This window comes from Bacillus bingmayongensis (genome assembly GCF_000299035.1).
GTDB classification, from domain to species: domain Bacteria; phylum Bacillota; class Bacilli; order Bacillales; family Bacillaceae_G; genus Bacillus_A; species Bacillus_A bingmayongensis.
Window position 1 is genome coordinate 183,336 of the sequence record NZ_JH921521.1, and the last position, 19,581, is coordinate 202,916.

At 34.2% G+C, this 19,581-nt stretch carries 41 protein-coding genes; 2 read left to right on the top strand and 39 right to left on the bottom strand.

What is annotated here, in order from left to right:
• Positions 1–5: 5 nt before the first annotated feature.
• The 20 genes from Y7E_RS0125960 to Y7E_RS0126050 form a co-directional block, all read right to left on the bottom strand.
• Positions 6–761, bottom strand: a complete 756-nt coding sequence (locus Y7E_RS0125960) for a head maturation protease, ClpP-related (RefSeq protein ID WP_017154128.1) — start codon at positions 759–761, stop codon at positions 6–8.
• Between the two features lies 1 nt (position 762).
• Positions 763–1,905: a phage portal protein gene (locus Y7E_RS0125965; RefSeq protein ID WP_017154129.1), complete on the bottom strand. Its 1,143-nt coding sequence runs from the start codon at positions 1,903–1,905 to the stop codon at positions 763–765.
• Positions 1,906–1,916: 11 nt separating this feature from the next.
• Positions 1,917–3,575, bottom strand: a complete 1,659-nt coding sequence (locus Y7E_RS0125970; RefSeq protein WP_017154130.1) for a terminase TerL endonuclease subunit — start codon at positions 3,573–3,575, stop codon at positions 1,917–1,919.
• Positions 3,572–3,907 (bottom strand): P27 family phage terminase small subunit, encoded by a 336-nt coding sequence (locus Y7E_RS0125975; RefSeq protein WP_017154131.1) that lies wholly within the window; start codon positions 3,905–3,907, stop codon positions 3,572–3,574. The genes Y7E_RS0125970 and Y7E_RS0125975 overlap by 4 nt, the downstream gene beginning before the upstream one ends.
• A gap of 153 nt (positions 3,908–4,060) precedes the next feature.
• Positions 4,061–4,396, bottom strand: coding sequence for an HNH endonuclease (locus Y7E_RS0125980; RefSeq protein ID WP_017154132.1), 336 nt, complete (start codon positions 4,394–4,396; stop codon positions 4,061–4,063).
• Positions 4,389–4,619 (bottom strand): hypothetical protein, encoded by a 231-nt coding sequence (locus tag Y7E_RS0125985; RefSeq protein ID WP_017154133.1) that lies wholly within the window; start codon positions 4,617–4,619, stop codon positions 4,389–4,391. Before Y7E_RS0125985 ends, Y7E_RS0125980 begins: the two co-directional genes overlap by 8 nt.
• Entirely contained in the window at positions 4,620–4,784 is a 165-nt protein-coding gene (locus tag Y7E_RS0125990; protein ID WP_017154134.1) for a helix-turn-helix domain-containing protein, read from the bottom strand.
• Between the two features lie 17 nt (positions 4,785–4,801).
• On the bottom strand, positions 4,802–5,221 hold the full coding sequence (locus Y7E_RS34605) for a hypothetical protein (protein WP_017154135.1): 420 nt from the start codon (positions 5,219–5,221) through the stop codon (positions 4,802–4,804).
• 30 nt (positions 5,222–5,251) lie between these two features.
• A complete protein-coding gene (locus tag Y7E_RS0126000; RefSeq protein WP_017154136.1) occupies positions 5,252–5,572 on the bottom strand; it encodes a hypothetical protein in 321 nt (106 codons plus the stop codon).
• Positions 5,573–5,655: 83 nt separating this feature from the next.
• Entirely contained in the window at positions 5,656–5,871 is a 216-nt protein-coding gene (locus tag Y7E_RS30400) for a hypothetical protein (RefSeq protein ID WP_017154137.1), read from the bottom strand.
• Between the two features lie 83 nt (positions 5,872–5,954).
• Positions 5,955–6,254 carry a hypothetical protein gene (locus Y7E_RS0126010; RefSeq protein WP_017154138.1) on the bottom strand — a complete coding sequence of 100 codons (300 nt, stop codon included), beginning with the start codon at positions 6,252–6,254 and terminating at the stop codon, positions 5,955–5,957.
• Positions 6,255–6,286: 32 nt separating this feature from the next.
• The gene (locus Y7E_RS0126015; RefSeq protein ID WP_017154139.1) at positions 6,287–7,036 is read right to left on the bottom strand and encodes a DNA-methyltransferase; all 750 of its coding nucleotides are present in this window, start codon (positions 7,034–7,036) and stop codon (positions 6,287–6,289) included.
• Positions 7,037–7,597: 561 nt separating this feature from the next.
• Complete coding sequence (locus Y7E_RS0126020; protein ID WP_017154140.1) at positions 7,598–8,140, bottom strand: site-specific integrase; 543 nt, start codon at positions 8,138–8,140, stop codon at positions 7,598–7,600.
• Positions 8,140–8,622 (bottom strand): ArpU family phage packaging/lysis transcriptional regulator, encoded by a 483-nt coding sequence (locus Y7E_RS0126025; protein ID WP_017154141.1) that lies wholly within the window; start codon positions 8,620–8,622, stop codon positions 8,140–8,142. Before Y7E_RS0126025 ends, Y7E_RS0126020 begins: the two co-directional genes overlap by 1 nt.
• Positions 8,623–8,648: 26 nt before the next feature.
• A complete protein-coding gene (locus Y7E_RS33785; protein WP_017154142.1) occupies positions 8,649–8,819 on the bottom strand; it encodes a hypothetical protein in 171 nt (56 codons plus the stop codon).
• Positions 8,820–9,058: 239 nt separating this feature from the next.
• Positions 9,059–9,181: a DUF3983 domain-containing protein gene (locus Y7E_RS31075; RefSeq protein ID WP_017154143.1), complete on the bottom strand. Its 123-nt coding sequence runs from the start codon at positions 9,179–9,181 to the stop codon at positions 9,059–9,061.
• A gap of 25 nt (positions 9,182–9,206) precedes the next feature.
• Positions 9,207–9,665, bottom strand: coding sequence for a DUF7448 domain-containing protein (locus tag Y7E_RS0126040; protein ID WP_017154144.1), 459 nt, complete (start codon positions 9,663–9,665; stop codon positions 9,207–9,209).
• A gap of 337 nt (positions 9,666–10,002) precedes the next feature.
• The gene (locus tag Y7E_RS34845; RefSeq protein ID WP_272942963.1) at positions 10,003–10,137 is read right to left on the bottom strand and encodes a hypothetical protein; all 135 of its coding nucleotides are present in this window, start codon (positions 10,135–10,137) and stop codon (positions 10,003–10,005) included.
• A complete protein-coding gene (locus Y7E_RS33345; RefSeq protein ID WP_017154145.1) occupies positions 10,115–10,282 on the bottom strand; it encodes a hypothetical protein in 168 nt (55 codons plus the stop codon). Before Y7E_RS33345 ends, Y7E_RS34845 begins: the two co-directional genes overlap by 23 nt.
• A gap of 3 nt (positions 10,283–10,285) precedes the next feature.
• Positions 10,286–10,495, bottom strand: coding sequence for a MerR family transcriptional regulator (locus Y7E_RS0126050; protein WP_017154146.1), 210 nt, complete (start codon positions 10,493–10,495; stop codon positions 10,286–10,288).
• Positions 10,496–10,780: 285 nt separating this feature from the next.
• On the opposite strand from Y7E_RS0126050, the gene Y7E_RS35100 reads away from it, so the two are divergent.
• Complete coding sequence (locus tag Y7E_RS35100) at positions 10,781–11,053, top strand: hypothetical protein (protein WP_017154147.1); 273 nt, start codon at positions 10,781–10,783, stop codon at positions 11,051–11,053.
• Positions 11,054–11,062: 9 nt separating this feature from the next.
• On the opposite strand, the gene Y7E_RS0126060 is transcribed toward Y7E_RS35100, so the two are convergent.
• From Y7E_RS0126060 to Y7E_RS0126150, 18 genes are all read right to left on the bottom strand, one after another.
• Positions 11,063–11,356 carry a hypothetical protein gene (locus Y7E_RS0126060; protein WP_017154148.1) on the bottom strand — a complete coding sequence of 98 codons (294 nt, stop codon included), beginning with the start codon at positions 11,354–11,356 and terminating at the stop codon, positions 11,063–11,065.
• A 371-nt stretch (positions 11,357–11,727) separates the two neighbouring features.
• Positions 11,728–12,183 (bottom strand): hypothetical protein, encoded by a 456-nt coding sequence (locus Y7E_RS0126070; protein WP_017154150.1) that lies wholly within the window; start codon positions 12,181–12,183, stop codon positions 11,728–11,730.
• A 40-nt stretch (positions 12,184–12,223) separates the two neighbouring features.
• The gene (locus tag Y7E_RS0126075) at positions 12,224–12,607 is read right to left on the bottom strand and encodes a hypothetical protein (protein ID WP_017154151.1); all 384 of its coding nucleotides are present in this window, start codon (positions 12,605–12,607) and stop codon (positions 12,224–12,226) included.
• Positions 12,585–12,971: a YopX family protein gene (locus tag Y7E_RS30410; RefSeq protein WP_017154152.1), complete on the bottom strand. Its 387-nt coding sequence runs from the start codon at positions 12,969–12,971 to the stop codon at positions 12,585–12,587. Before Y7E_RS30410 ends, Y7E_RS0126075 begins: the two co-directional genes overlap by 23 nt.
• Before the next feature lie 36 nt (positions 12,972–13,007).
• A complete protein-coding gene (locus Y7E_RS0126085) occupies positions 13,008–13,262 on the bottom strand; it encodes a hypothetical protein (protein ID WP_017154153.1) in 255 nt (84 codons plus the stop codon).
• Positions 13,263–13,301: 39 nt separating this feature from the next.
• A complete protein-coding gene (locus Y7E_RS0126090; protein WP_017154154.1) occupies positions 13,302–13,784 on the bottom strand; it encodes a nucleoside triphosphate pyrophosphohydrolase family protein in 483 nt (160 codons plus the stop codon).
• A gap of 15 nt (positions 13,785–13,799) precedes the next feature.
• Positions 13,800–14,225: a hypothetical protein gene (locus Y7E_RS0126095; RefSeq protein ID WP_017154155.1), complete on the bottom strand. Its 426-nt coding sequence runs from the start codon at positions 14,223–14,225 to the stop codon at positions 13,800–13,802.
• Between the two features lie 14 nt (positions 14,226–14,239).
• The gene (locus Y7E_RS0126100; RefSeq protein WP_017154156.1) at positions 14,240–14,515 is read right to left on the bottom strand and encodes a hypothetical protein; all 276 of its coding nucleotides are present in this window, start codon (positions 14,513–14,515) and stop codon (positions 14,240–14,242) included.
• 15 nt (positions 14,516–14,530) lie between these two features.
• A complete protein-coding gene (locus Y7E_RS0126105; protein ID WP_017154157.1) occupies positions 14,531–14,761 on the bottom strand; it encodes a hypothetical protein in 231 nt (76 codons plus the stop codon).
• Positions 14,762–14,791: 30 nt separating this feature from the next.
• A complete protein-coding gene (locus Y7E_RS31080; RefSeq protein WP_017154158.1) occupies positions 14,792–14,956 on the bottom strand; it encodes a DUF3954 domain-containing protein in 165 nt (54 codons plus the stop codon).
• Positions 14,957–14,987: 31 nt separating this feature from the next.
• Positions 14,988–15,179, bottom strand: coding sequence for a hypothetical protein (locus tag Y7E_RS0126115; RefSeq protein WP_017154159.1), 192 nt, complete (start codon positions 15,177–15,179; stop codon positions 14,988–14,990).
• A 32-nt stretch (positions 15,180–15,211) separates the two neighbouring features.
• Positions 15,212–16,087 (bottom strand): DnaA ATPase domain-containing protein, encoded by an 876-nt coding sequence (locus Y7E_RS0126120; protein ID WP_017154160.1) that lies wholly within the window; start codon positions 16,085–16,087, stop codon positions 15,212–15,214.
• Positions 16,029–16,907, bottom strand: coding sequence for a phage replisome organizer N-terminal domain-containing protein (locus tag Y7E_RS0126125; RefSeq protein ID WP_017154161.1), 879 nt, complete (start codon positions 16,905–16,907; stop codon positions 16,029–16,031). The genes Y7E_RS0126120 and Y7E_RS0126125 overlap by 59 nt, the downstream gene beginning before the upstream one ends.
• A 5-nt stretch (positions 16,908–16,912) precedes the next feature.
• Entirely contained in the window at positions 16,913–17,095 is a 183-nt protein-coding gene (locus Y7E_RS30420) for a hypothetical protein (protein WP_017154162.1), read from the bottom strand.
• A 32-nt stretch (positions 17,096–17,127) separates the two neighbouring features.
• On the bottom strand, positions 17,128–17,292 hold the full coding sequence (locus tag Y7E_RS33795) for a hypothetical protein (RefSeq protein WP_017154163.1): 165 nt from the start codon (positions 17,290–17,292) through the stop codon (positions 17,128–17,130).
• Positions 17,289–17,639: a helix-turn-helix domain-containing protein gene (locus Y7E_RS0126140; RefSeq protein ID WP_026049359.1), complete on the bottom strand. Its 351-nt coding sequence runs from the start codon at positions 17,637–17,639 to the stop codon at positions 17,289–17,291. The genes Y7E_RS33795 and Y7E_RS0126140 overlap by 4 nt, the downstream gene beginning before the upstream one ends.
• A 45-nt stretch (positions 17,640–17,684) precedes the next feature.
• Positions 17,685–18,407 carry a Rha family transcriptional regulator gene (locus tag Y7E_RS0126145; RefSeq protein WP_017154165.1) on the bottom strand — a complete coding sequence of 241 codons (723 nt, stop codon included), beginning with the start codon at positions 18,405–18,407 and terminating at the stop codon, positions 17,685–17,687.
• Positions 18,408–18,492: 85 nt separating this feature from the next.
• Positions 18,493–18,687 carry a helix-turn-helix domain-containing protein gene (locus tag Y7E_RS0126150; protein WP_017154166.1) on the bottom strand — a complete coding sequence of 65 codons (195 nt, stop codon included), beginning with the start codon at positions 18,685–18,687 and terminating at the stop codon, positions 18,493–18,495.
• A 192-nt stretch (positions 18,688–18,879) separates the two neighbouring features.
• Between Y7E_RS0126150 and Y7E_RS0126155 the strand changes: the two genes are divergently transcribed.
• Complete coding sequence (locus tag Y7E_RS0126155) at positions 18,880–19,236, top strand: helix-turn-helix domain-containing protein (RefSeq protein ID WP_017154167.1); 357 nt, start codon at positions 18,880–18,882, stop codon at positions 19,234–19,236.
• 9 nt (positions 19,237–19,245) lie between these two features.
• Here Y7E_RS0126155 and Y7E_RS34850 read toward each other — a convergent pair whose 3' ends face one another.
• On the bottom strand, positions 19,246–19,377 hold the full coding sequence (locus tag Y7E_RS34850) for a hypothetical protein (protein WP_017154168.1): 132 nt from the start codon (positions 19,375–19,377) through the stop codon (positions 19,246–19,248).
• Positions 19,378–19,581: the final 204 nt, after the last annotated feature.

A 19,581-nucleotide genomic window follows, 5' to 3' on the forward strand; every position in this document is an offset into this window, starting at 1 on the left:
AATTTTTATAATTTTAAAAAGAGTCCTTTAATCCCACTGTTTTTTACAGGTGTAGGACTAGGCTCTTTTGGTTGATTCTTATACTGATTTAATTCATTTTGCATTGATTGCATTTGAGCTTTTAATTGTGCAAGCTCTTCATTCGTGTTGTCTTCCACAGTTATTGCAGTAGAAGTGGCAAAGCCGATTTCTACTGATTCATTTGCGCTAAACCATGTTTCTTCATTTACCATATTGCGAATTTCTTCTCGCTCAACATTTGCACGAGTCATGTAAATATCAACGATGCCATCTTCTAATTTTTCAAGCATATCAGCTTCTTTTCGCATAAGCGTTTTACTGCCCCACACAATTGTTGAAGCCTCATGGATCATCATCATTGAACCTGCTCCCATGATTAACTCATCTGCTGCCATAGCAATAATAGAAGCCGCTGAACAAGCCCATCCATCTACATGAATTGTGACCTTTCCCTTGTGTGACTTTAGACGATTGTAAATAGCAATTCCGTCAAAGGCACTACCTCCTGGAGAGTTAAGGTGAATAATTAAATTATTATTACCAGCTTCTTTTAAAGCACTGTCAACATCTGTTGCCGAAGTAGAATCCCACCACCATGATTCACCAATGTCGCCATAAATAGTTAATTCACTTACTCCACTTTCATCATCGTGAACAACAGCAAAATTATGTGGGATGTTCGCTAACTGCTCATTATACTTTTGATTTTTAAATCCGAATTTACGTTTCATCTGCTTCATTTTATTTCTCACCTCCTTCTCCTGTGTTCATTTCAGTATAGTTTTTCGTGATATAGTGTTTGTCCAAGTTCGGATCATCGGAAGCTTCATATCCTACTTCTAATCTAATTTCATTACCAGTAAACGCACTGGAAGAAATAAGCTTATCAATACTTGTTGCAAGATCGAATATGTTTTGATAAGAAATAGATTTAATTTCAATTTTTTGTTCTGAAAGATATTCCTCCATCTCAAAGAACTTCACATTTGCTTCATCTGATAGCTTTTTCAACAAAGGATTTACAGTGAAAAGCATATAGTTTTTCGTTTGCTTTTCAACATCAGCCATTTCTCCATATAACAAAGCTGTTGGAATACCAATAGCCATTGCAACTTGATTTAAAAAGCCGTTTGTCACTTTGTTTATTTCATCCACACTAGGACCATTAGCGACACCATTATATACCTCTTTGTACTCAAGTCCTTTTTGTTGCGGGACAATAGCAATATCTTTGTCACTAACAGCCTTATACATATTGTCTATAAATTCTTGTAGCTTTTTAACCTGTTCTTGTGTTTTAGCACCAATCATATCCATATCAACTGTGCCACGAATTTGATTTTTACGCTTTTGAGAGTTTAATATTCTCCCAAATAAGTCACCATAATCAGCAAAAAGCCCATCAATGAGTGGCGATAATTTATCATTTCGATATTTCAAATGAATGACTTCATTTTGCTTAAAACTACGTTTAAAAAGATAATCTTTTACTGTTACATTCGTAAAAATATCTTCAAACACAGCATATTCATTGTGTTGAAAATCATCCGCGATAAGTAGATCACCATCATCAGCTTGTATTATCAAACATTCATTATCATAAATAAGCTTGCGAATGAATTTTTCCCAAAAGGTACTTGCTGTCATGTTCTTATTTGGACGAATGTTTAACCGATAATACAATTCATCTTTCACAAATTCTTTACCATTCTTGACTCTAAATTCTGATTGACTAATTGTTCTTCCTAAAAATGATATACATGTATCAATGGCCAATCGTTTCATGTGGACTCTGTTCGCTGTATCGATAAACATGTCTACATCAAACATAAAAGCTATTTCTTTATTTTTGTTTAATACATCACTGAGCCACCCAATTGCCATCACCCCCTTTACTAAAATTTAATATCAGCTAACACAAATTCAACATCATCTTCAAGGATGTTATCAGCTTGCCATAATGCATGAATAAAGGCTTGGAATCCATCTGTTTTCCTTTTGAATTCATCCTTTTTTAAATACTCTTTGTTGCCGTCTTTCTTGATGTGGACGTAGACGTTGTTGGTGTACCAACGCATCAATGGATTATCCCCAAAAATAATTTGTCCATTTGCAAATAATGTTTCAACGCGTGGAGCTAATAAAGAATGAATAGCTTTCGGATTACGAATATACAACAATGTAAATCCTTCCGCTTCAAGTGCTGTTTTAACAAGATCCAAACGGAATGTATCGGCAACAATCGTATTTACTCCATAAACTTCACGCATTTTTACGAACCAATCAACTATGTGAGAAATATTAATAACAGGTTCATTCACAATAGTTAGTAATCCCTTTTCAGCCCACTCGTAAATAGGAGCCTTTAATTTCACTTTATCCAGGAAACCTTTTCGTACAAAGGAGTGAGTTTTCCATATATAGTTTTCCCTATGTTTAAATAGAAGTCCCACCGATGCAAAGTCTTTAATGCTGGCGTAATCGAGACCGCCCACAGCAACTTTATGTGTTAAATCTGGTATTTCTCTCAATGTCTCTCCATCTTCTTCATATCCTGTCCTCCAAATTTCTTCCCATGGAGCCACAGCTTTTGTTAAATCCGTTTCAGGATAATTCATACGTTTTGTCATGAATTCTTCACGATTAGATGGATTATTTGCTAATTGTTTATATTGAGTTAGTACCTTTTTAAATAACCCTTTTGCATATGAGCTTCTCGGTTCACTAAACATTGGATTTGCTTTTTCCCACATATCAGGATTATCAATTTCCTCTGGTTCATCAATTTTACAGATAAAAGGAAACAAAGGATCATCTAATTCTTCACCTTTAAGAATGTTCATTGCTCGTTCTTTCATCTTGTCCAAGAATCCATCACGAACAAAACCATCTGTTCCAATAAAAAATTCCCTAGCATTTGGCACTTTTCCAAGTCCACTAGAGAATACGTTAACTACATCAAAATTTTCATATTGGTGTATTTCATCATAAATAACACAGCCGTCGCGAAGCCCGTCTTTAGAACTTGCGTTAGATGTATGATATTGCATAATACTTTTCGTATCGTTACCCATGATTTCAACTTTGGTTCGATAAAACATATCTTCTAATATTTCTTTACCTTCAATAGCATCATATACTTCACGGAATGAAACTTTTGCTTGTTTCTCATTGTTTGCCACAATTGAAACATTATATCGATCTATTCCATGCAATGGACTAATAAAGAAATGGCATAACGATGAAATCAAACCGTTTTTACCACCGCCACGAGCCATCATATAGAGAAATTGTTCATAAAAAATTGAATTATCTTCTTTATAAAAGAGAAAGACAAATGCAGTTACAAACCTCTGAAATGGCTGTAATTTAAAGTACCATTTCTCGGTGAATTTTATATAATCCTCATGCATTTCATTATGAAAATACAAATCATTACGTACTAAGATGTATTTCTCCAGGTACTCAATTAGCATTATGCGCTCTTTATTCAGCTTAATTTTTCCCGTTCGATACATTTCAATATATTCATTAACATATTGATTCTGAATCATGTCAGATCTTTCACAGAGCGCTTAGGTTTTGAAAGTGTTTTCTGTTCTTCAGCCGATGCTTCCAATCCAAGTGCATCTAAAATTTTAATCATTCGATCATTGGTTTTATGTAAATCATTGATGGAAGGATTGGATTTCGGCCCATGCATACCGGATACTTTTATTCCCGTTTCTTCAATATCATCAAAAAGAATACATTTTAAATCCCACAAGGATAAATAATCTTGGATCAAGTCTTCATAATGATTACCCACAATTTTTTTCTCTTTTAATTGCTTGATTAAATCTTTTTCAATCCGTTTTCTTAACGTTTCACGTTTGATTTTAGCCACCGTATCCCCTCCCTCCTAATTTACATTAATCCCCAATTTAATATAACGCGCGAAAATGCTCATGAATTTGGAAAATCGAGCCCCCTCCCCGGTGCCTGGTTCCCCAAATTTTTTTAAAATTTTTTAAGGGGGGGTATTTATTCCGAATCTTTTTTACCACTTTTCATCGCTTTCCCATTTATTCGGTTTCTTTTCGAATGTTCTTCCATGTTCTTTGTTGTGGCAATCCACACAGACTGTTTCGAGATTATCTATTTCTAATGCAAGCTTTGGATGATGTTCAAGTTCTTTGATATGATGGACAACTAATTGAATCTTTTTACGTTTTGCTCTTTCACTGTATTCATTCGTATCCGTCTGAACACGACCATTACGTTTACACTCTTGACATTCATAGTTGTCACGCTTCTTTACTTGTTCACGTAATTGTTTCCATGCTCCATTGTCATAGAACTTACGCTTCTGTTGTTTTGTTTTGTATTCATTCATGAAGCTTACCTCTCCATTTATAAAACAACTTAGCAATATCAAATGTTAGAATGATAATCCAGAAAGGTATTAAACAAATAATAAATGCTATCGATATGATGAATGTAGCTATTAAATATACATCATCATTCTTATATTGTTGTGCTACTTTCCTTACGATTGGATATGTTGTAATAGAAACATAGAGCATACCTACAATAAGATAAGCTAATAACCATAACATTCATCTCACCCCTTTTAGTCTTGACCTATCAATCACCCATGTCTTACCGATCTTCTTTGCCACAATCTTCCCTTGAGCGCAAAGGTTCTTGACATAACCAGGTGATACATTAAGAATAGATGCAGCTTCATGAACACCGATTGCATTGTGTAAGAATGTATTCATTTACATCACCTCACAATCTAGCAATAACTATTATGAGTTACAGTACCTACACTTTTAATTGTTCCACTACCCTGTTTACTGTCATCTCGTACATTAAGATGTCCTTTATTCACTACTTGATTTCGATGTTTAATATCAAGACATTTCTCACAGAAGAAAGTAGCTGATAATTCTTGAATGAATTGCTTATCATCAGAATAAAAAGAAGTAGTCTCACTATCTAACACTTGATACTTATGCTGGCATTCTTTATGTTGAACGATATGTTGTTGGTATTCCCCTAACTTCCACACATCTACAAAAGCACCGTTACATTTCGGACAAATAGTCACTTCTTTATATTCTTCTTTAGATGAACGATATACCTTATCTTGATGACCGCATACTAAACATTTAGAAGTGTTATAATATTTTATTTCTGTACGTACCTCACACATCTATCCTCACTCCTTAATCAAATTAATATTTTAAATATTACTGATTTGACGGCACTGTCTTGATAACGGTATAAAATATTTAAGAAGTTGCATAGCATTTTTATTTTGCCACCATTTATCTAGCAAAATTATTCGCGCGTTCATTGGATTCAACCCATCTAATGAAAATGAACTATTAGATATCAAACGAGGTATTACATGATCAGTTTCAAAGTGATATTGTATTTCTTTCCAAGTTTCTTTCGCTTGTGTTAGATTACTACCCACAATCCATAACTGTTGTTTTTTATCTTCTTTTAGTTCATTTAATAATCCCTTCAGATAAATCGAATCGAAATTCTCTTGATTCATATCTATTTCACCCCTTACCTTTCCTTAACAACAAATAAGACGCTAGACAGATAACAGCAGCGCCTACGATAATTGATATTAACTTAATCATGATAAAATGGTGACATTCTGACTTTGATTCTTTCCATTTCATCAATTCGTTGTCCAATCGATTCACCTATCACTTTATCATCTAACACAAGACCAATCTTAGGATTCACTTCAATTGACTTACTTTCACCAGCAAACTTACCCATAACCATTTCCAACTTCTCCAAAGCCGCCACACATTCATTAGCGGCTTCCGTTACTTCCTTCATTTATTTTAATGCTTCTGTCGTATCAGCATCTAATTTAATAGTTAGTTTATTTTTAGCCATTTGTATCATCCTCTTTTAATTATTTAAATTCGATACTTTTCTTTAGTATCATTAATCTTTTTTATTACTTCAGCTTGTTCAATTGTTTGCAATACATCAATTTTATCTACTTTCGTATTTATCTTCTGTTCTAAAATACTAACCGTTTGTGTTAGTCCTTCCACACTACATGCTAACTGGTTAATCGATTCTTGTTGCATTCGATTCTCACTATACAAACTACTAATGTACCATTCTAATCTAGCAACTCTATTTTGTTGTTCTTGATAAGCGCTATACAAATCACTGTTCATTTTTTCTAATTGATCAATTCTTTCCTCCATCCTTCATCATCCTCCAAAATAAAAAGCACCCATTACGGATGCTTAATTGTTTGTAAATGTTTTGCCACTCGTTCATTCCCTAACTTCCAATACTCTTCATCCATTTCAAATCCAATGTAGTTACGGTTCGTATTAATACATGCTATAGCAGTTGTAAAACTACCCATGCAATTATCTAACACCGTTTCGCTTTCTTTTGTGTAGGTTTTAATTAAATACTCAAATAATGCAACTGGCTTTTGTGTTGGATGAAATGTTTTGCTCTCACGCGGAAAATCTAATATTGATTTAGGATAATTTGTATACTTGGTCACATGAACCTTATTTAATGATTCATTATTTCTTTTACCAAAGATTTTTAATTTCTTATCTGTACTTTTTTTATAAATCGGCTTATCTAATAAAACCAAATCTTGAGGATAATACTTTGGTAACTTCTTATAAAAGACTAATACATTTTCATGATTCTTTAATGGCATTCTGTTTGCATTCGGAAAACCTGTTGTATGATTCCCTTTCTTCCAGATCCATTCATAACGGAATAACTTCATATTAGAAGCAATTACCTTTGTAGTGAATGGTTGGCTTGCTGTTAAAAGGATAGCTCCATTATCTTTTATAATTCGTTCATATTGTTCCCATAACTTATCAAACGGAATAATCTCATCCCAATGACAGGAAGTCGTTCCGTAAGGCAAATCACACAGGATTAAATCAATTGATTTATCCTCAATCATTTTCATACCTTCAAGGCAGTCCATATTAAATACTTGATTCAACATTTGTTATCCCATCCATTTCTATTGTCTAAAATTTCATGAAAGCGTTAGAAGTTATTCGGACAATAAAATGTGGTATGTGAAGTTTTATCCTTCTTCCAGTCACCTAATGATGCTGCGCTGATCTGCTGAAACATTATTAAGTAACTGGAAGAAGAGCAAAAGCTCTCCTATATTAACGGTATCATTCAATCAGTACCATTCTGCTGGTTACGGATTTCTTAATCATGCCGTCAATATGAAGCCGTTTAGAATTATAATGGTATCCTTATGAGTTGTGTTTTCCGCCACTTCTCACAATACAAATATATCACGGTGAATCCAAAATAACCGGCACATTTACTGCCAAAAAGCGGTCACAACTCTGCCACTTATTTTTCCTTCTCTAACTATCTCTTGCTCTTATGTATTTCTCTCTAATGAGTTACCCATATCTTATATTGTGTGTAACTGAGCCAATCGCTGAACTCCTTGATATCAGTGAATTTATAAGCCTTTCTTTTTTGAGTTACACAGTACAAAATTTATGAGTAACTGTATAAATTAAAAAGAAAAAAGCAATGATTAGATTTTGAATCTAGTCATTGCTTTGTCCATTGCATCTTGGTTTACACCTATATAACGTAGTGTGACCTTCTCTGACGAGTGATTGAATATCTCCATAAGTAATGCTATATTTTTCGTTTGCATGTACATGTGATACCCGTACGTTTTTCTTAATGTATGTGTACCTATTTCATCTAATCCAAACTCTGCTGCAGCTCTACTCAATATCTTATATGCCATGCTACGACCAATCGGACGATTCTTGCCTTGTCTACTTTGTAATAGATACTCATTATCTTCTCGATCTTCAATAAACCACTTAAGTTCTCTTTTCAGCGCTGCTGTAATTTGTATTCGTTTTTGTTTCCCTGTTTTCTTTTCCCTCATAGAGATATGACTGCCTTTGACATCTCCTACCTTCAATTTCAAAATATCAGATATTCTCAGGCCTGTATTAATTCCCATAATAAATAAAATATAATTACGTACACTCTTTTCTTTAAAATACTCTTTTAACCGCTTTATTTGCTCTGGATCACGTATTGGCTGAACAAAATTCATTATTCATTACCTCCAGCTTCTTCTGTCTCATAAACTTCTAATCTAAGAGCAAAGGCCAGTTTATAAAATGCTCTAGCTTTAACGCGTCGATAAGTACGTTCACTCATTCCCATCTCGTTATAAACCATATAATCACATATATCTTCATCTTCTAAATAACGTTTAATAATGATGTCTCTTTGATTCTTACCTGCAATCCCATTACCAAATCGACTTAACGCTTGATCTATACGAAACGCCATCTTTTCAAGCCATTCTTCACGTTCACTTTGTTGAACATTAGAGATTGCCACATCTTCTAAAGGTTTTCCCACTGCATATGTAGGACCATGCTCTCTCATTTCATAAGAAGGAGTGACTTTCATTTCCTTACGCATCATTCCAAATTGCTTATATATACGTACACTTTCGAGAATACCCTCTAATTTCTCTTGTGTTGCTGCTCTATCGATTTTTGGTAAGAAAGATAATTGTTTAGTCATGTAAGACCACTCCTTTTATTTATTAATTACTTTTGTCTTAATGCCCCACGTCTACGTTCATAACGTGGTCCATGGATTCCCATTAAGCCCTCAATATCACGTGTAGTTAATTTCTCTTTTCGTTTTTTCTTCTTTTTCTTTTTCTCTTGATTAGATTGTTTTTTCCATTCACGTAATTGATCTTTTAATGCTTTCATTCTCCACATCTCCCTTTTCAAAATAAAAAGGACACCATTTCCCCAAACAGCTTTAATTGCTGATTTAAAGAATTGGTGTCCTCTAGTTTTCTAGCCGGACTGTATTCAGTTCTTGAATCGAATTTCGTCTAATAATTTCGTATTTTTTTCGTTTAGCTAGTACATTTACTTTGTTATAATAAATGTATCATTGCCATTCGAAAAAGCGACTCGTCCCCATCGGGTTGCTTTTTTCTTTGTTATTTTAAAATGCCAGCTTGTATAAAGATGTTTCTCCATGCATTCTCGATTCTGTATTTATCTACTGCCTTCGCACGACGAGCAATAGATTTCTTTATTTTTCTCTTCTTTAAACTTGTCATTCTCCTAACCTCTCTTTCTATTACTTTAAAATTCTTCCTTTACTTCCTTCCAATCAATATCGTTTTCGAAGTATTCCTTACTCTGCTCGCTTAATTTCTCCACAATGCGACCACCATAGAAACCGTTATGTGAATTACGAACCTCAATGGTGCAAACTCCTTTGTTCGTTTTGATTTTCCAAAATGCTTGTTCCAGTGCTTCCTCGGCATCTTTTGTAGTTATATCTATCCATTCACCCCAGCGATCACCTTCTACTTCAATGACGGTACCGCCTAAAAGTGCATCAATATCGTCTAGGTGCTCAAACCATACATTATTAGAACAACCACCTTCCGTATTCCACTCTATAACGCCATCGTTTATTACAAAACGAAGTGACCAATCACCATTACCTATATAAATCTTTTCGATTGTTTTTCCTACTAACATATGAATGTCACCAGGTTTACCTAGTAGTCTCTCAATATCATTCATGAAACGCATTATTTACCACCATCACTTTCTATTCAAAGGATTATTTTGTTAAAACCTTCCTTAACCTTCAATTTACAATTGTAATTATCTTGTAAAAAAACTTAACCAGATTAAAATCTCATTAAGTTAGTTATTACGATATAATATAAGTAAATTCGTCTATGCACGAATACCCTATGACTCGCTAGGAGAAATCCTAGCTTTTTTTATTGCCCTCCCTGAATAAAACTCAATATTCCGTCAATACTGTATATAGGCTGTTAGCCAAAACTCATTTGAATTTCTTTCTCCGTCCCCATTCGGAGATGCCTTGGAGTCGAGCAGTTAGCTTTTGCTAGCTGCTCTTTTATTGTGATTCAAACATCTTTTTAATCTCTTCAAACGTTGCTTTATTTCTATTAGGAATGCCAATGACAGTGATTCCTTGCGCTCCACACTTCTTGCATATCCAATTCTGTTTAGGCGGATATGACATCATCATAAAAATAATAAGGTTGATTTCCGCACCAGATTTTATACTCATCGTTATCTGGATCAAAGTTTACTGATAAACATGATGGAGGGTCTAATGATTGTACCGTTTTCATCATTTCATCCCATGTTTTTGCTGTCGTATACATTGACATCTATCATTCATCCTCCTCAAGTTCCGTAACATTTAAACAATTCCTAGGATTCTTTCTTTTTGCCAATCTCCTCTGATACGCTTGTGTAGTGTAAAAGTAGACTGTTTCAGGAAGTACGCCCATATGTTGAGCGCACTCCTTTATGGTCCCGATACATATGAGCGATTCACCTTTGTAAACGGCATATTCTTTTGAACTTGTTATGACACTCATTACTCGACTCCCCTTTAATCTAAAATGAAGTTTGTTTAGAATCATTTCACTTTATTTCTCAATATATAGAACCTAGAATTCTCATTAATAATCGTGTATTATATGAACCAAGAGTAACTGAAAGATTTACTCTTTGCCATCTTGGAGAGGACCTGCTATTCTTAGCTGGTCCTCTTTTCGTAGACTTGAAACCGTACTAAATAGCGTTTTTATTGAAACTCACTTTGATTCTCTTTATTTATGGTATAATCTGTATAATTCACTTTTCCAAGAAAGGATAAAGCAATGAGAGAATACTTTGGTTTCATTTCAATGTTTTTAGTTTCAATCGTGTTTTTTGCTTCATTATCTGGGCATACAAACAATTACTTAATTTATTTAATACCTATCTCAATTGTTTTAGCTATTCTTGCTCCGAAAGGGGATACAGCGAAAAAAATTACTTTTGCTATGTTAATTATTTTAGGTATTTTAATTGCTTGCGCATTAATTATTGGTGCTATTATTGGTGCTGGAATGGCTGAAACACATTTGAATAATCACAATTCTCCCAAATAACGATTTTGTTTATTTAATCCATCCCTGTTTTATTAACTTTTGTGTAGACTCTTTAGCTAACATGACTGTTAACTCTCCACTTTTTCGTCGAAAGAAAATTAGATTTGAAACCGTATTTTTAGCATTCAGACCCCTTTCCCATCTAAACGTTGGATCGACCTCATTACAGTATGGTGGTAACGTTACATTTTCTTCTATCGTCATATTCCCGATAGCTCCACGCATTTTCTTGAATCGTTTGTAATCTTCATTAGCTCCTTTACACACATACAACGCTAATTGCTTCCCTCTTGTATACCGCATCTCTCATTCTCCCTTTCTACAAAAATAATTTTTTATTAATTCTGTGATTTGAATCACTTGTCCACCGAAGGACCCATGTTATGATTAATTTGTCGAGTCTGACATTCTCGGCTATACCCTTACTTAACCCTGTTTATCTACGGGGTTTCTTTTATTCAAATAAGGATTTTATGATAAAAACCAATGCTGGTATTTTTCTTTCTTCCCACATCTTTTACAAATCCACTCTTTTTCCCATTCAAAAACTGTATCCTTAGTTACTTTTGAGCTCCATTTATGCCCAATAAAGAAACATTTGATTTTAGGATTCAAAGTTATATTACCTATGGAGGTTTTCATATCTCATTCTCCATTTCTCTCAAATAAATATTTTATAAAACATCTATAGCTAACTTTTTCCTTTTTTCTGTTAAGTATTTTGACTTCGCCGTCTTACGATCTACAGGGAACACTTTACTTGCCGTAAATGAAACTTCAATATCAGTTCCCTTCAATACAATATCCGTATACTCTAAAATCTTGTATCTTTCTCCTTCGCATGTGAACGTCCTTCCTAATTGGACATGTTCAAAGCTGGCATCATATTTATATTGAACATAAGCTTCTTCCAAACCATATTCAGGGTGCGCCGCCTGTTTTGAAATAAAGTTATGATTCTCCAAATCCTGTACTGTGTACCATATAGAAATTTGATTTCCTATGACCTGAAAATTCTCGATGCCAATTATTAAATAAGGTTTCCCTTTGTACTCCGTGATTTCCCCAATTCGTTGAGGTGATCGGAATAATTTAGTAGTTTGTTTTATAGAAGTAATTAAGCGGCCCATACTGCCATCTTCACCTCCCGCTTACCAAATAACTATTTTATTAAGATTTTAAGTATCCGATTTCCCTTGCGTATTCACGCATTTTCTTCATTTCTTCCTTTGGCCAACCCCAGTGAGAACAGTACAAACCACCATAACCATTCGCTCCATCTGAATCATCATTACCAAATATAAAGTCAGTAAAATCCCTAACCAATCCCCACATCGTTCCACCTTTTGAGAAGTTACGTTCTTGTTTTTTATTCTTATATGGACTACGTGTCATACGCATTGCAACATGTGTAAATCCATCAACGAACCATAAATTTTTACCATCATGTTTAAACTCGCCTATCTTATGTTTGGATTTAAAGAAAGATTTCTCATGATCTGCTAAGTAGTTAATAAGTGAATTCACAATTTCAATCCGTTTTTGCTTGTCCATCACTCATTCCCCTTTGCACTAAATCTATATTGTCATAGATATTTCCGATGACCCTTTGCTCTACTCCACTCTCCTTACAACAAAGCCAACTTGATTCACCATTTACTGCTTGATAAATTCCTAATTTGTCATTAAATTTCACTATTCCAATTGCATTAACGTAGCCACTAAATTTCACGATATCCCCTTCATATATTTCCGTTCCGTCAGAATCTTTAAGACCCGTACATTGCATGATTTCATAGTTATCAGTAACATTCATTCCATCGTGATACAGTTGACCATTTGGCGATAGTTGCAAGTGAAGATATTGCTCCATCACCTTTGCTGTTTTATCCCATGTACGAAATTGAAATCTGCTCATCTCTCATTCCCCTTTTCTATTCAAATAACGCTTTGGTTAAAATTTTTGATTCTGCCATTCAGTAATACAAGCTGGTTCAATTTCTTCAAATTCTTGTGTTTCTACATCAAGATCAATGACAGAATAGCTAGGTACTACTAAAAATTCTTTTCCGCAAACGTTACAAGTAGGATCATCAAGTGCATAAACTCCTTTAATTGTTTCAGGATTTTGCAAATCAAAATCAGCATTTTCAAAAACTACAAGACCATTACATCCTTTAACGTTACATTTATGTGCTTCAATAGCCATTTCTCATTCCCCATTTCTTAATAAAATTCAAATTTGGCCTTACTTCACATCGACACGATTCTGACTTGCTTCTCGACTAAATCCGTCCGGATATCTTTTAGCTAATTTTGCTATATTCATTTCAGCAATATCTTGTAAGGTATATCCAATCTCATGAGCCATAATTGCTACATAGTACATAATGTCCCCTAGCTCTAATGCCAATTTATAAGTGTTTCCGTCTTCTTCTCCTGGACAATGAGCTGGTTGAAACCCATGTCCATGATAAATCGCTTTTTTAATAATATCGGCAACTTCACCAGCTTCTCCCGTAAGTCCTAAAGCCGCATTTGAAACACGTCCTCCAAAATCGGTTTTGTTATTCCAAGTACGTAACGTTGCTTCTTGATAATCGTTTAATTCATCAATTGATAAGGCGTTAGCAATTTCTAATACAGTAGAATCTTTTATAATGTGATCTCCTTTTTTCATTTCACTAATTAATTGAGTTATTCCAAATACACCGTTTTCGATTTCCTTCATTTTCGTTCGCTCCTTTTAATAGCTTTTTTGTACTGTCTTTCTCTTCTTTACAGGCTTTGTCGCCGCTTCTAATGGATCCATATTTCTTTCGACTCTTTTATAAAATGTTTTTGGCTCGATCCCGTTCTCTATAGCGATCGCGACATAATTTTTATATTTTCCGTACGTTTCTTCTTTTGATGTAGTTGCTGCTTGATATGGTGTCATTCCTTCTCTTAGACGACGATAATAAGTAGATTCACTAATTCCTGTCTTCTTAGCCAATCTCAGCATTTTCACATGCTTTTCTTTTCCTTCGTAACTTGTCCCTGGTGGGGAAGTAATTGTCCGTTCCACTGTCCATCCTTGACGTAATCTCTGATCTAATAACTTATTACTAACTCCAATCGATGCAGCTTGTTCCATTTCTTCAGCTGTCGGAACTGGAAGATAGTCCTTCATATCCCTTACCACTCCTAATCCAATGCCATGATTTCCGCTCTCGTTCTTTTTGACTTAAATATTCCAATCTTCTGAATACTACGACCATGTTCTAACTTCGCTTCTTCCCATGCTTCCTTCTCACTTTCAACATCAAACCAATCTATCTTCTGTCTTTCATCCTTGTCATAAAAATGAACTTCATATGTTTTTACAGCTGGATCACACTTCAAGAATTGCTCAGCCGTACTCTTTGCCTTGTAATCAAAAGTTCCTAACAGATCATCGAATGTTAATTGTCCACTTCTCATATTTCCATCACCCACTTATCGAGGTTCTATTTTGCATAAATCGGCTTGATCCATCAAAAGAAGCATGACTTCTGTTTTATGACGTCTTAGCTTCTTGCAAATCTCAACAAAAGGAACTCCAGAACTCCACATCTCACGAAAACGAATCACGTCTCGTTCATCCCAAATATAATTTGCATCTTCTAATGCAACATATATTTTAAGACGTGATTCCTTCATTGCTTCGTGCTGCTGTGCCACTCCCATATCCCTATCTCCTTTTCTTTTACGATTGAGTTATTTTATCTTTTCAGTGAACTTTGTATCTACACGATCCACTTTCCCATTTACCCAAATAGCAACCTGTTCCCCAAATCCACTTGACGGTGGATTAACTGGAATAACTTGTCCATCCTTTACAACGTAAATTTTATTATTTGAAACATCGATTTCCACTTTCATGGACTTCTCTCCCTTTTTTCAAAACTGTTTATTAACTAGCTTGTTGGTGTATTTTAGCTTCTACTTCTTGCATTTTCGCTTTACTATATTGCAACCACGCTTTCCATCGATCTTGATAAGTTGCTTCTTGTAATTGAGCAATCTCACATGTACAAGATTCAATTTTCACCGCACCTTTAAATGGTTCTGTATAAATAACACCTTTGCCATTGCATGCACACATTATTACTCCTCCTTAATTCGATTCGGTTTTAATTAGAAAGGTAATGCTTTTTGACGTCTATCTGGTGTATTTTTGAATGTCATAGCCGACTTGCATCCTAGAATCCGAGATGTGATACGTTGGTCATAACAATATGTGATTGCTGCGCCTACTAAATTTGTAGCAATTCCATTTGCCTTACCTTGTCTTCCGTCAAAGATTGTCATATAAGTGTCGTTCATATATTTTGTTGCTCTTTGAAGGTCACCTATATTCCCTTCTCCTTTTTTGTTATGGAACTCTAATGCTTTCAAATTAATATCTCGATAATCTCCCAACGTTGAACCGAAATCATCAAAGATTACTACATCTGCATCAATTATCTTTTGCAAATAATCATCCTCAGATAGATTGGAATCTTTTTTAAACGTAGCTTTTAGTTTTTTGAATAAAACACTTTCGCTTATGAATAAAACTGTTTGCGATCCACCCTCATTAATATCTTCAGCTATCGCATGCATTAAATGACTTTTCCCACGTCCAGCATCACCTGAAGCTACTAATGTATATTTCATATCATCGATAAAATTACGAGCATGTTCCTTAGCTTGTCCTTTGTTGTTTCTTTCTTCTTCACATTCCGGTACAAAGTTATCAAACGTTGCATTCATGATAGTTGGATCACTAATTAAGCTGTAGTTATGAAAATAAGCCTTTCTTCTCCGTTCCTCTTCGCCCTGGTAATATTTATTGCATTCCTCAAACAATCTATCGTGATCTTGTTGTAAATAACACTTAGGACAAACCTCTTCTTCTCGAAAAATCATTGTTCGTTGTTTAATTCCTTTCGCTTTACAAACTTCACATAGGTTAGAAGTCAAATTCAGTTTCGCTGTAATAAACTGCGCCGTTTCTTGCAATCGCATCATTATTTTTCGCTCCTTTTACTGTTTCGTTTAAATAATTATCAAAATGTTTTTGCGCGAATAATGTACTTGGTCTTAAATACTGTTCTAACGGCTTTCCATCTCTATCAAATTTCCCTAGCCACTGTGATACTTTGTTATCGATTACTTTTTTAAAGTCATCAATTGTATACCCTTCATTCCATCTAGCTCTAATTAATTTCCTGTGGCCCTCTGCTTGATGGTTATAATTCTTTTTTGCTTTCTCATTTAAATAATCAAGAATATCCTTATAGGGAATTGGTGCCGGCTTGTCCTCTTTGTTAGAAGAGGATTTATTATTTTCTTTATCTCTTTCTTTATCTTCTTCTAATTCTTCTTCTATATCTGTATCGTCACGTGACGTCACGGAAGCGTCACTATCATTACTCTTATTTTCTAGCGCCAGCTGTTGTTGTTTTTTACGTTCACGATACTTTTTATTTCTTTCTGCATTTAATTGTCGTACACGCTCTAGCCCATCCATATTCTGATGTTTCTCCCAATTTGAAATACATATATACTGATCTTCTGTAATTTCAATCATTCCAAATTGTTTAAATGTTTGAAGTGCTAACCTAACTGTTGCAATTGGTCTATTAAAAAGTGTTGCAAGCATTTCTTCTGAATAAGGAATGTTTTTGCTAAGAAAGATATAACCACTTGCATTCGTTTTTCCAGCTTGGGCTAATAATCTAATCCATATAATAAGCAAAGTATCAGCTTCAGGCATACTCTCGATTAAACGTATTTTTTCATCTTCAAACATGCTAGTTGATAACTTTATCCATTTAACTTCTGACAATGTATTTACCTCCTCACACAAATCGCCACATGTGATTCTCCGCTTTTGATGATTTGTTGAATCTCATAATCTGGATAACTAACACTGAAATAGTGTTCAATCATTTGTTTTAATTCTTTTTCATCATTTGCTTTCTCCCAAAATTTCCGAGGTAACAGTACTTGATAAGGAACTAGATTTATCTGCATGTACTACTTACTCACTTTCCGTGATATACTATTTACAAGTTGATTTTCTTAAGGGACCCATTGCCGTGGGTCTTTTTATTTTGTGATTCATCACTCCCTGCCCATCTTTGAATCGGTTTAGATGTGATATGAACTATTAAAATCAAAGTAACAAATACTGTTGCGAAAATTGCTAATGAACCTGTATCTTCCATCATGCTGTTGCACTCCTTTCTAACCAATTAAAGAATGCATCTCTTGGTACTACTTTCTTACGACCAATCCTTACTAATGGAAACCCTTTTTGATCCATAATGTCATAAGCTGTTCTTTGGGCAACTCCTAATATTTCTTTCACATGATCAACATTCAACATAATTGGATAATCATTTGCACTATCATAAGTAACTGGAACATTGTCTAGTTTTTCTACTGTTGTTTGTCTATCATCTTCTTTATTAGAACGAAGTAATTCGATAGCTTCCCAAAATTCTTCATCCTTCCAACCTTTTTGTGCTGACAATTTTGTAATACTTAATGCTATTTGAACTGTTGAATTATTCATATTTACACTTCCTTTTTCCTTATTTATAAAATTAAAATCTTGCAATTATGAAACATGGTCATCAAATAAATTAGGTCTCTCCAGCGGATACCATCCAGATATGAATTTCATTGCATTTTGATAATATTTTCGTGGTATCTTATCGTATTTAGCTACACCGAAATGTCTTTTTAATGCTCCATATATCCCTTGATAAGATGCATTATCATAACCTTCTTTTCTTAGTTCAAAAACACGTTGTTTTACTTTTCGTTGAACAGCTCCTTTATTCTGTTCAGTGAGCCAAATCTCGTTATCTACTAAAAGTTTCATTTTATTTAATTCTTCTTCTGTATGATTCTGGCGTTCTTTAATTTGTTTCAACTCCGTCATACTATGGATGATTGCATCCTCAACAGAAGGTTGTTGCTGCTGTTCAATGTATTCTTTCATTCGTTTGAACTCTTCGATGAATTTCACTTTCATTTTCATTGCTTCAATTGTTGTATAAGACATCATCACCATTACAAATCCATCTTCTGTTAAATCGTATTTTGATCTCCATTCTTTCTTAGCGTCGTAGTAGCCAACCGGCGCAATGTTGCGTTGGTTAAATTCAACTTCACCAGCTTCGTTAAGTTTTTCTACATGCTTTCTGATATCTCTTAATACATCAGAGTGACGTTTACCTAAAACTTCAGCTAGTGTCAAACTGTCAGTTATAACTTCGTTTTCTTTCATAAACACCAATTTACTTACTGGCTCTTGTGCAACTTGTATTTGACTCATTTTCTTTCCTCCTTTTGTATTTAAGGTCAAGTCCTAATCACTTAATATGACCTAAGGTCAAGTTTGTATCCTTTTAAAAATGACCTTATCCTACTAAGTCATCCATTGTTGTTGATAGTGAATTTGCTATCTTTTTTAAGTTTTCTATACTTGTTGATTTTCCACCTGATTCGATCTTAGAAATCATACTCTCACTGATATCTGAGAGTTTTCCAAGTTGCTTTTGTGTAAGATTATTTCTTTTGCGAAGTTCTCTTATGTAACTCCCTTTTATTTTCATCAGCTTCACCTCTCGATTACATTTTCATTGTACAATTAACATGACCATAGGTCAAGTATTTGTTTAAAATTTATTTTTTATTAAACAAGAAATGGACTGTGGGTCAAGTTTTATGTAGAATATATACTATAGCATTGTAAAACAAAAGTATTGCAAATAAATCTAAAATAGTTTTTAAAGGGGAATTTGAATATGTTACCTATACTATCCATTAGGATAAAAGAATTAAGGAAAGAGAAAAAGTGGTCTCAAAAAGAATTAGGGGAACGAGTAGACGTTAGCGAATCATTCATCTCAAAAGTAGAATCTGGAAAGAAACAACCTTCTAGGGAAGTAACTACTAAAATTGCTGAAGTATTAAACGTAACTACTGATTATTTATTAGGTAGAAGTGATGAAGAAGATCTAAACGAACTGTTAGATGTGAAATTTAAAGAAATGAAAGAGCGATTAGCTAATCTTCCAAAATCGCAACGTGAAGTAATTATGAAACAGGCAGAAAACTTAATGGAAGAATTCGAAAAACTAAATAACAACTCGATAAAATAGCCAACCCCATTATGAGGCGTGGCTATTTTTTTGTTCTGTATTAAATAGCATTTCGATATATGAATCAATCGCCTGTTCATCGTTGTTAGATAATTCAGCAACTTGCAATAAAAATCCCTTTAAAATTTCGTCTCTAGTCATCCCCGACATCCTCCAATATCTCCATATTAGTTTGTGAATTGTTCACAAACGTAAAATTTTAACTTGTTTCACTAAAAAGTTTTATAGCCTATAATGCACGAAAGACGCTACCTAGGTAGCGTCTTTTTTAAATCCCTTGTTTTAGGCTCAAAGCCCACCGGGATCAGTCACCATATATTGAATTGTAGGTGTAACATTTGAATT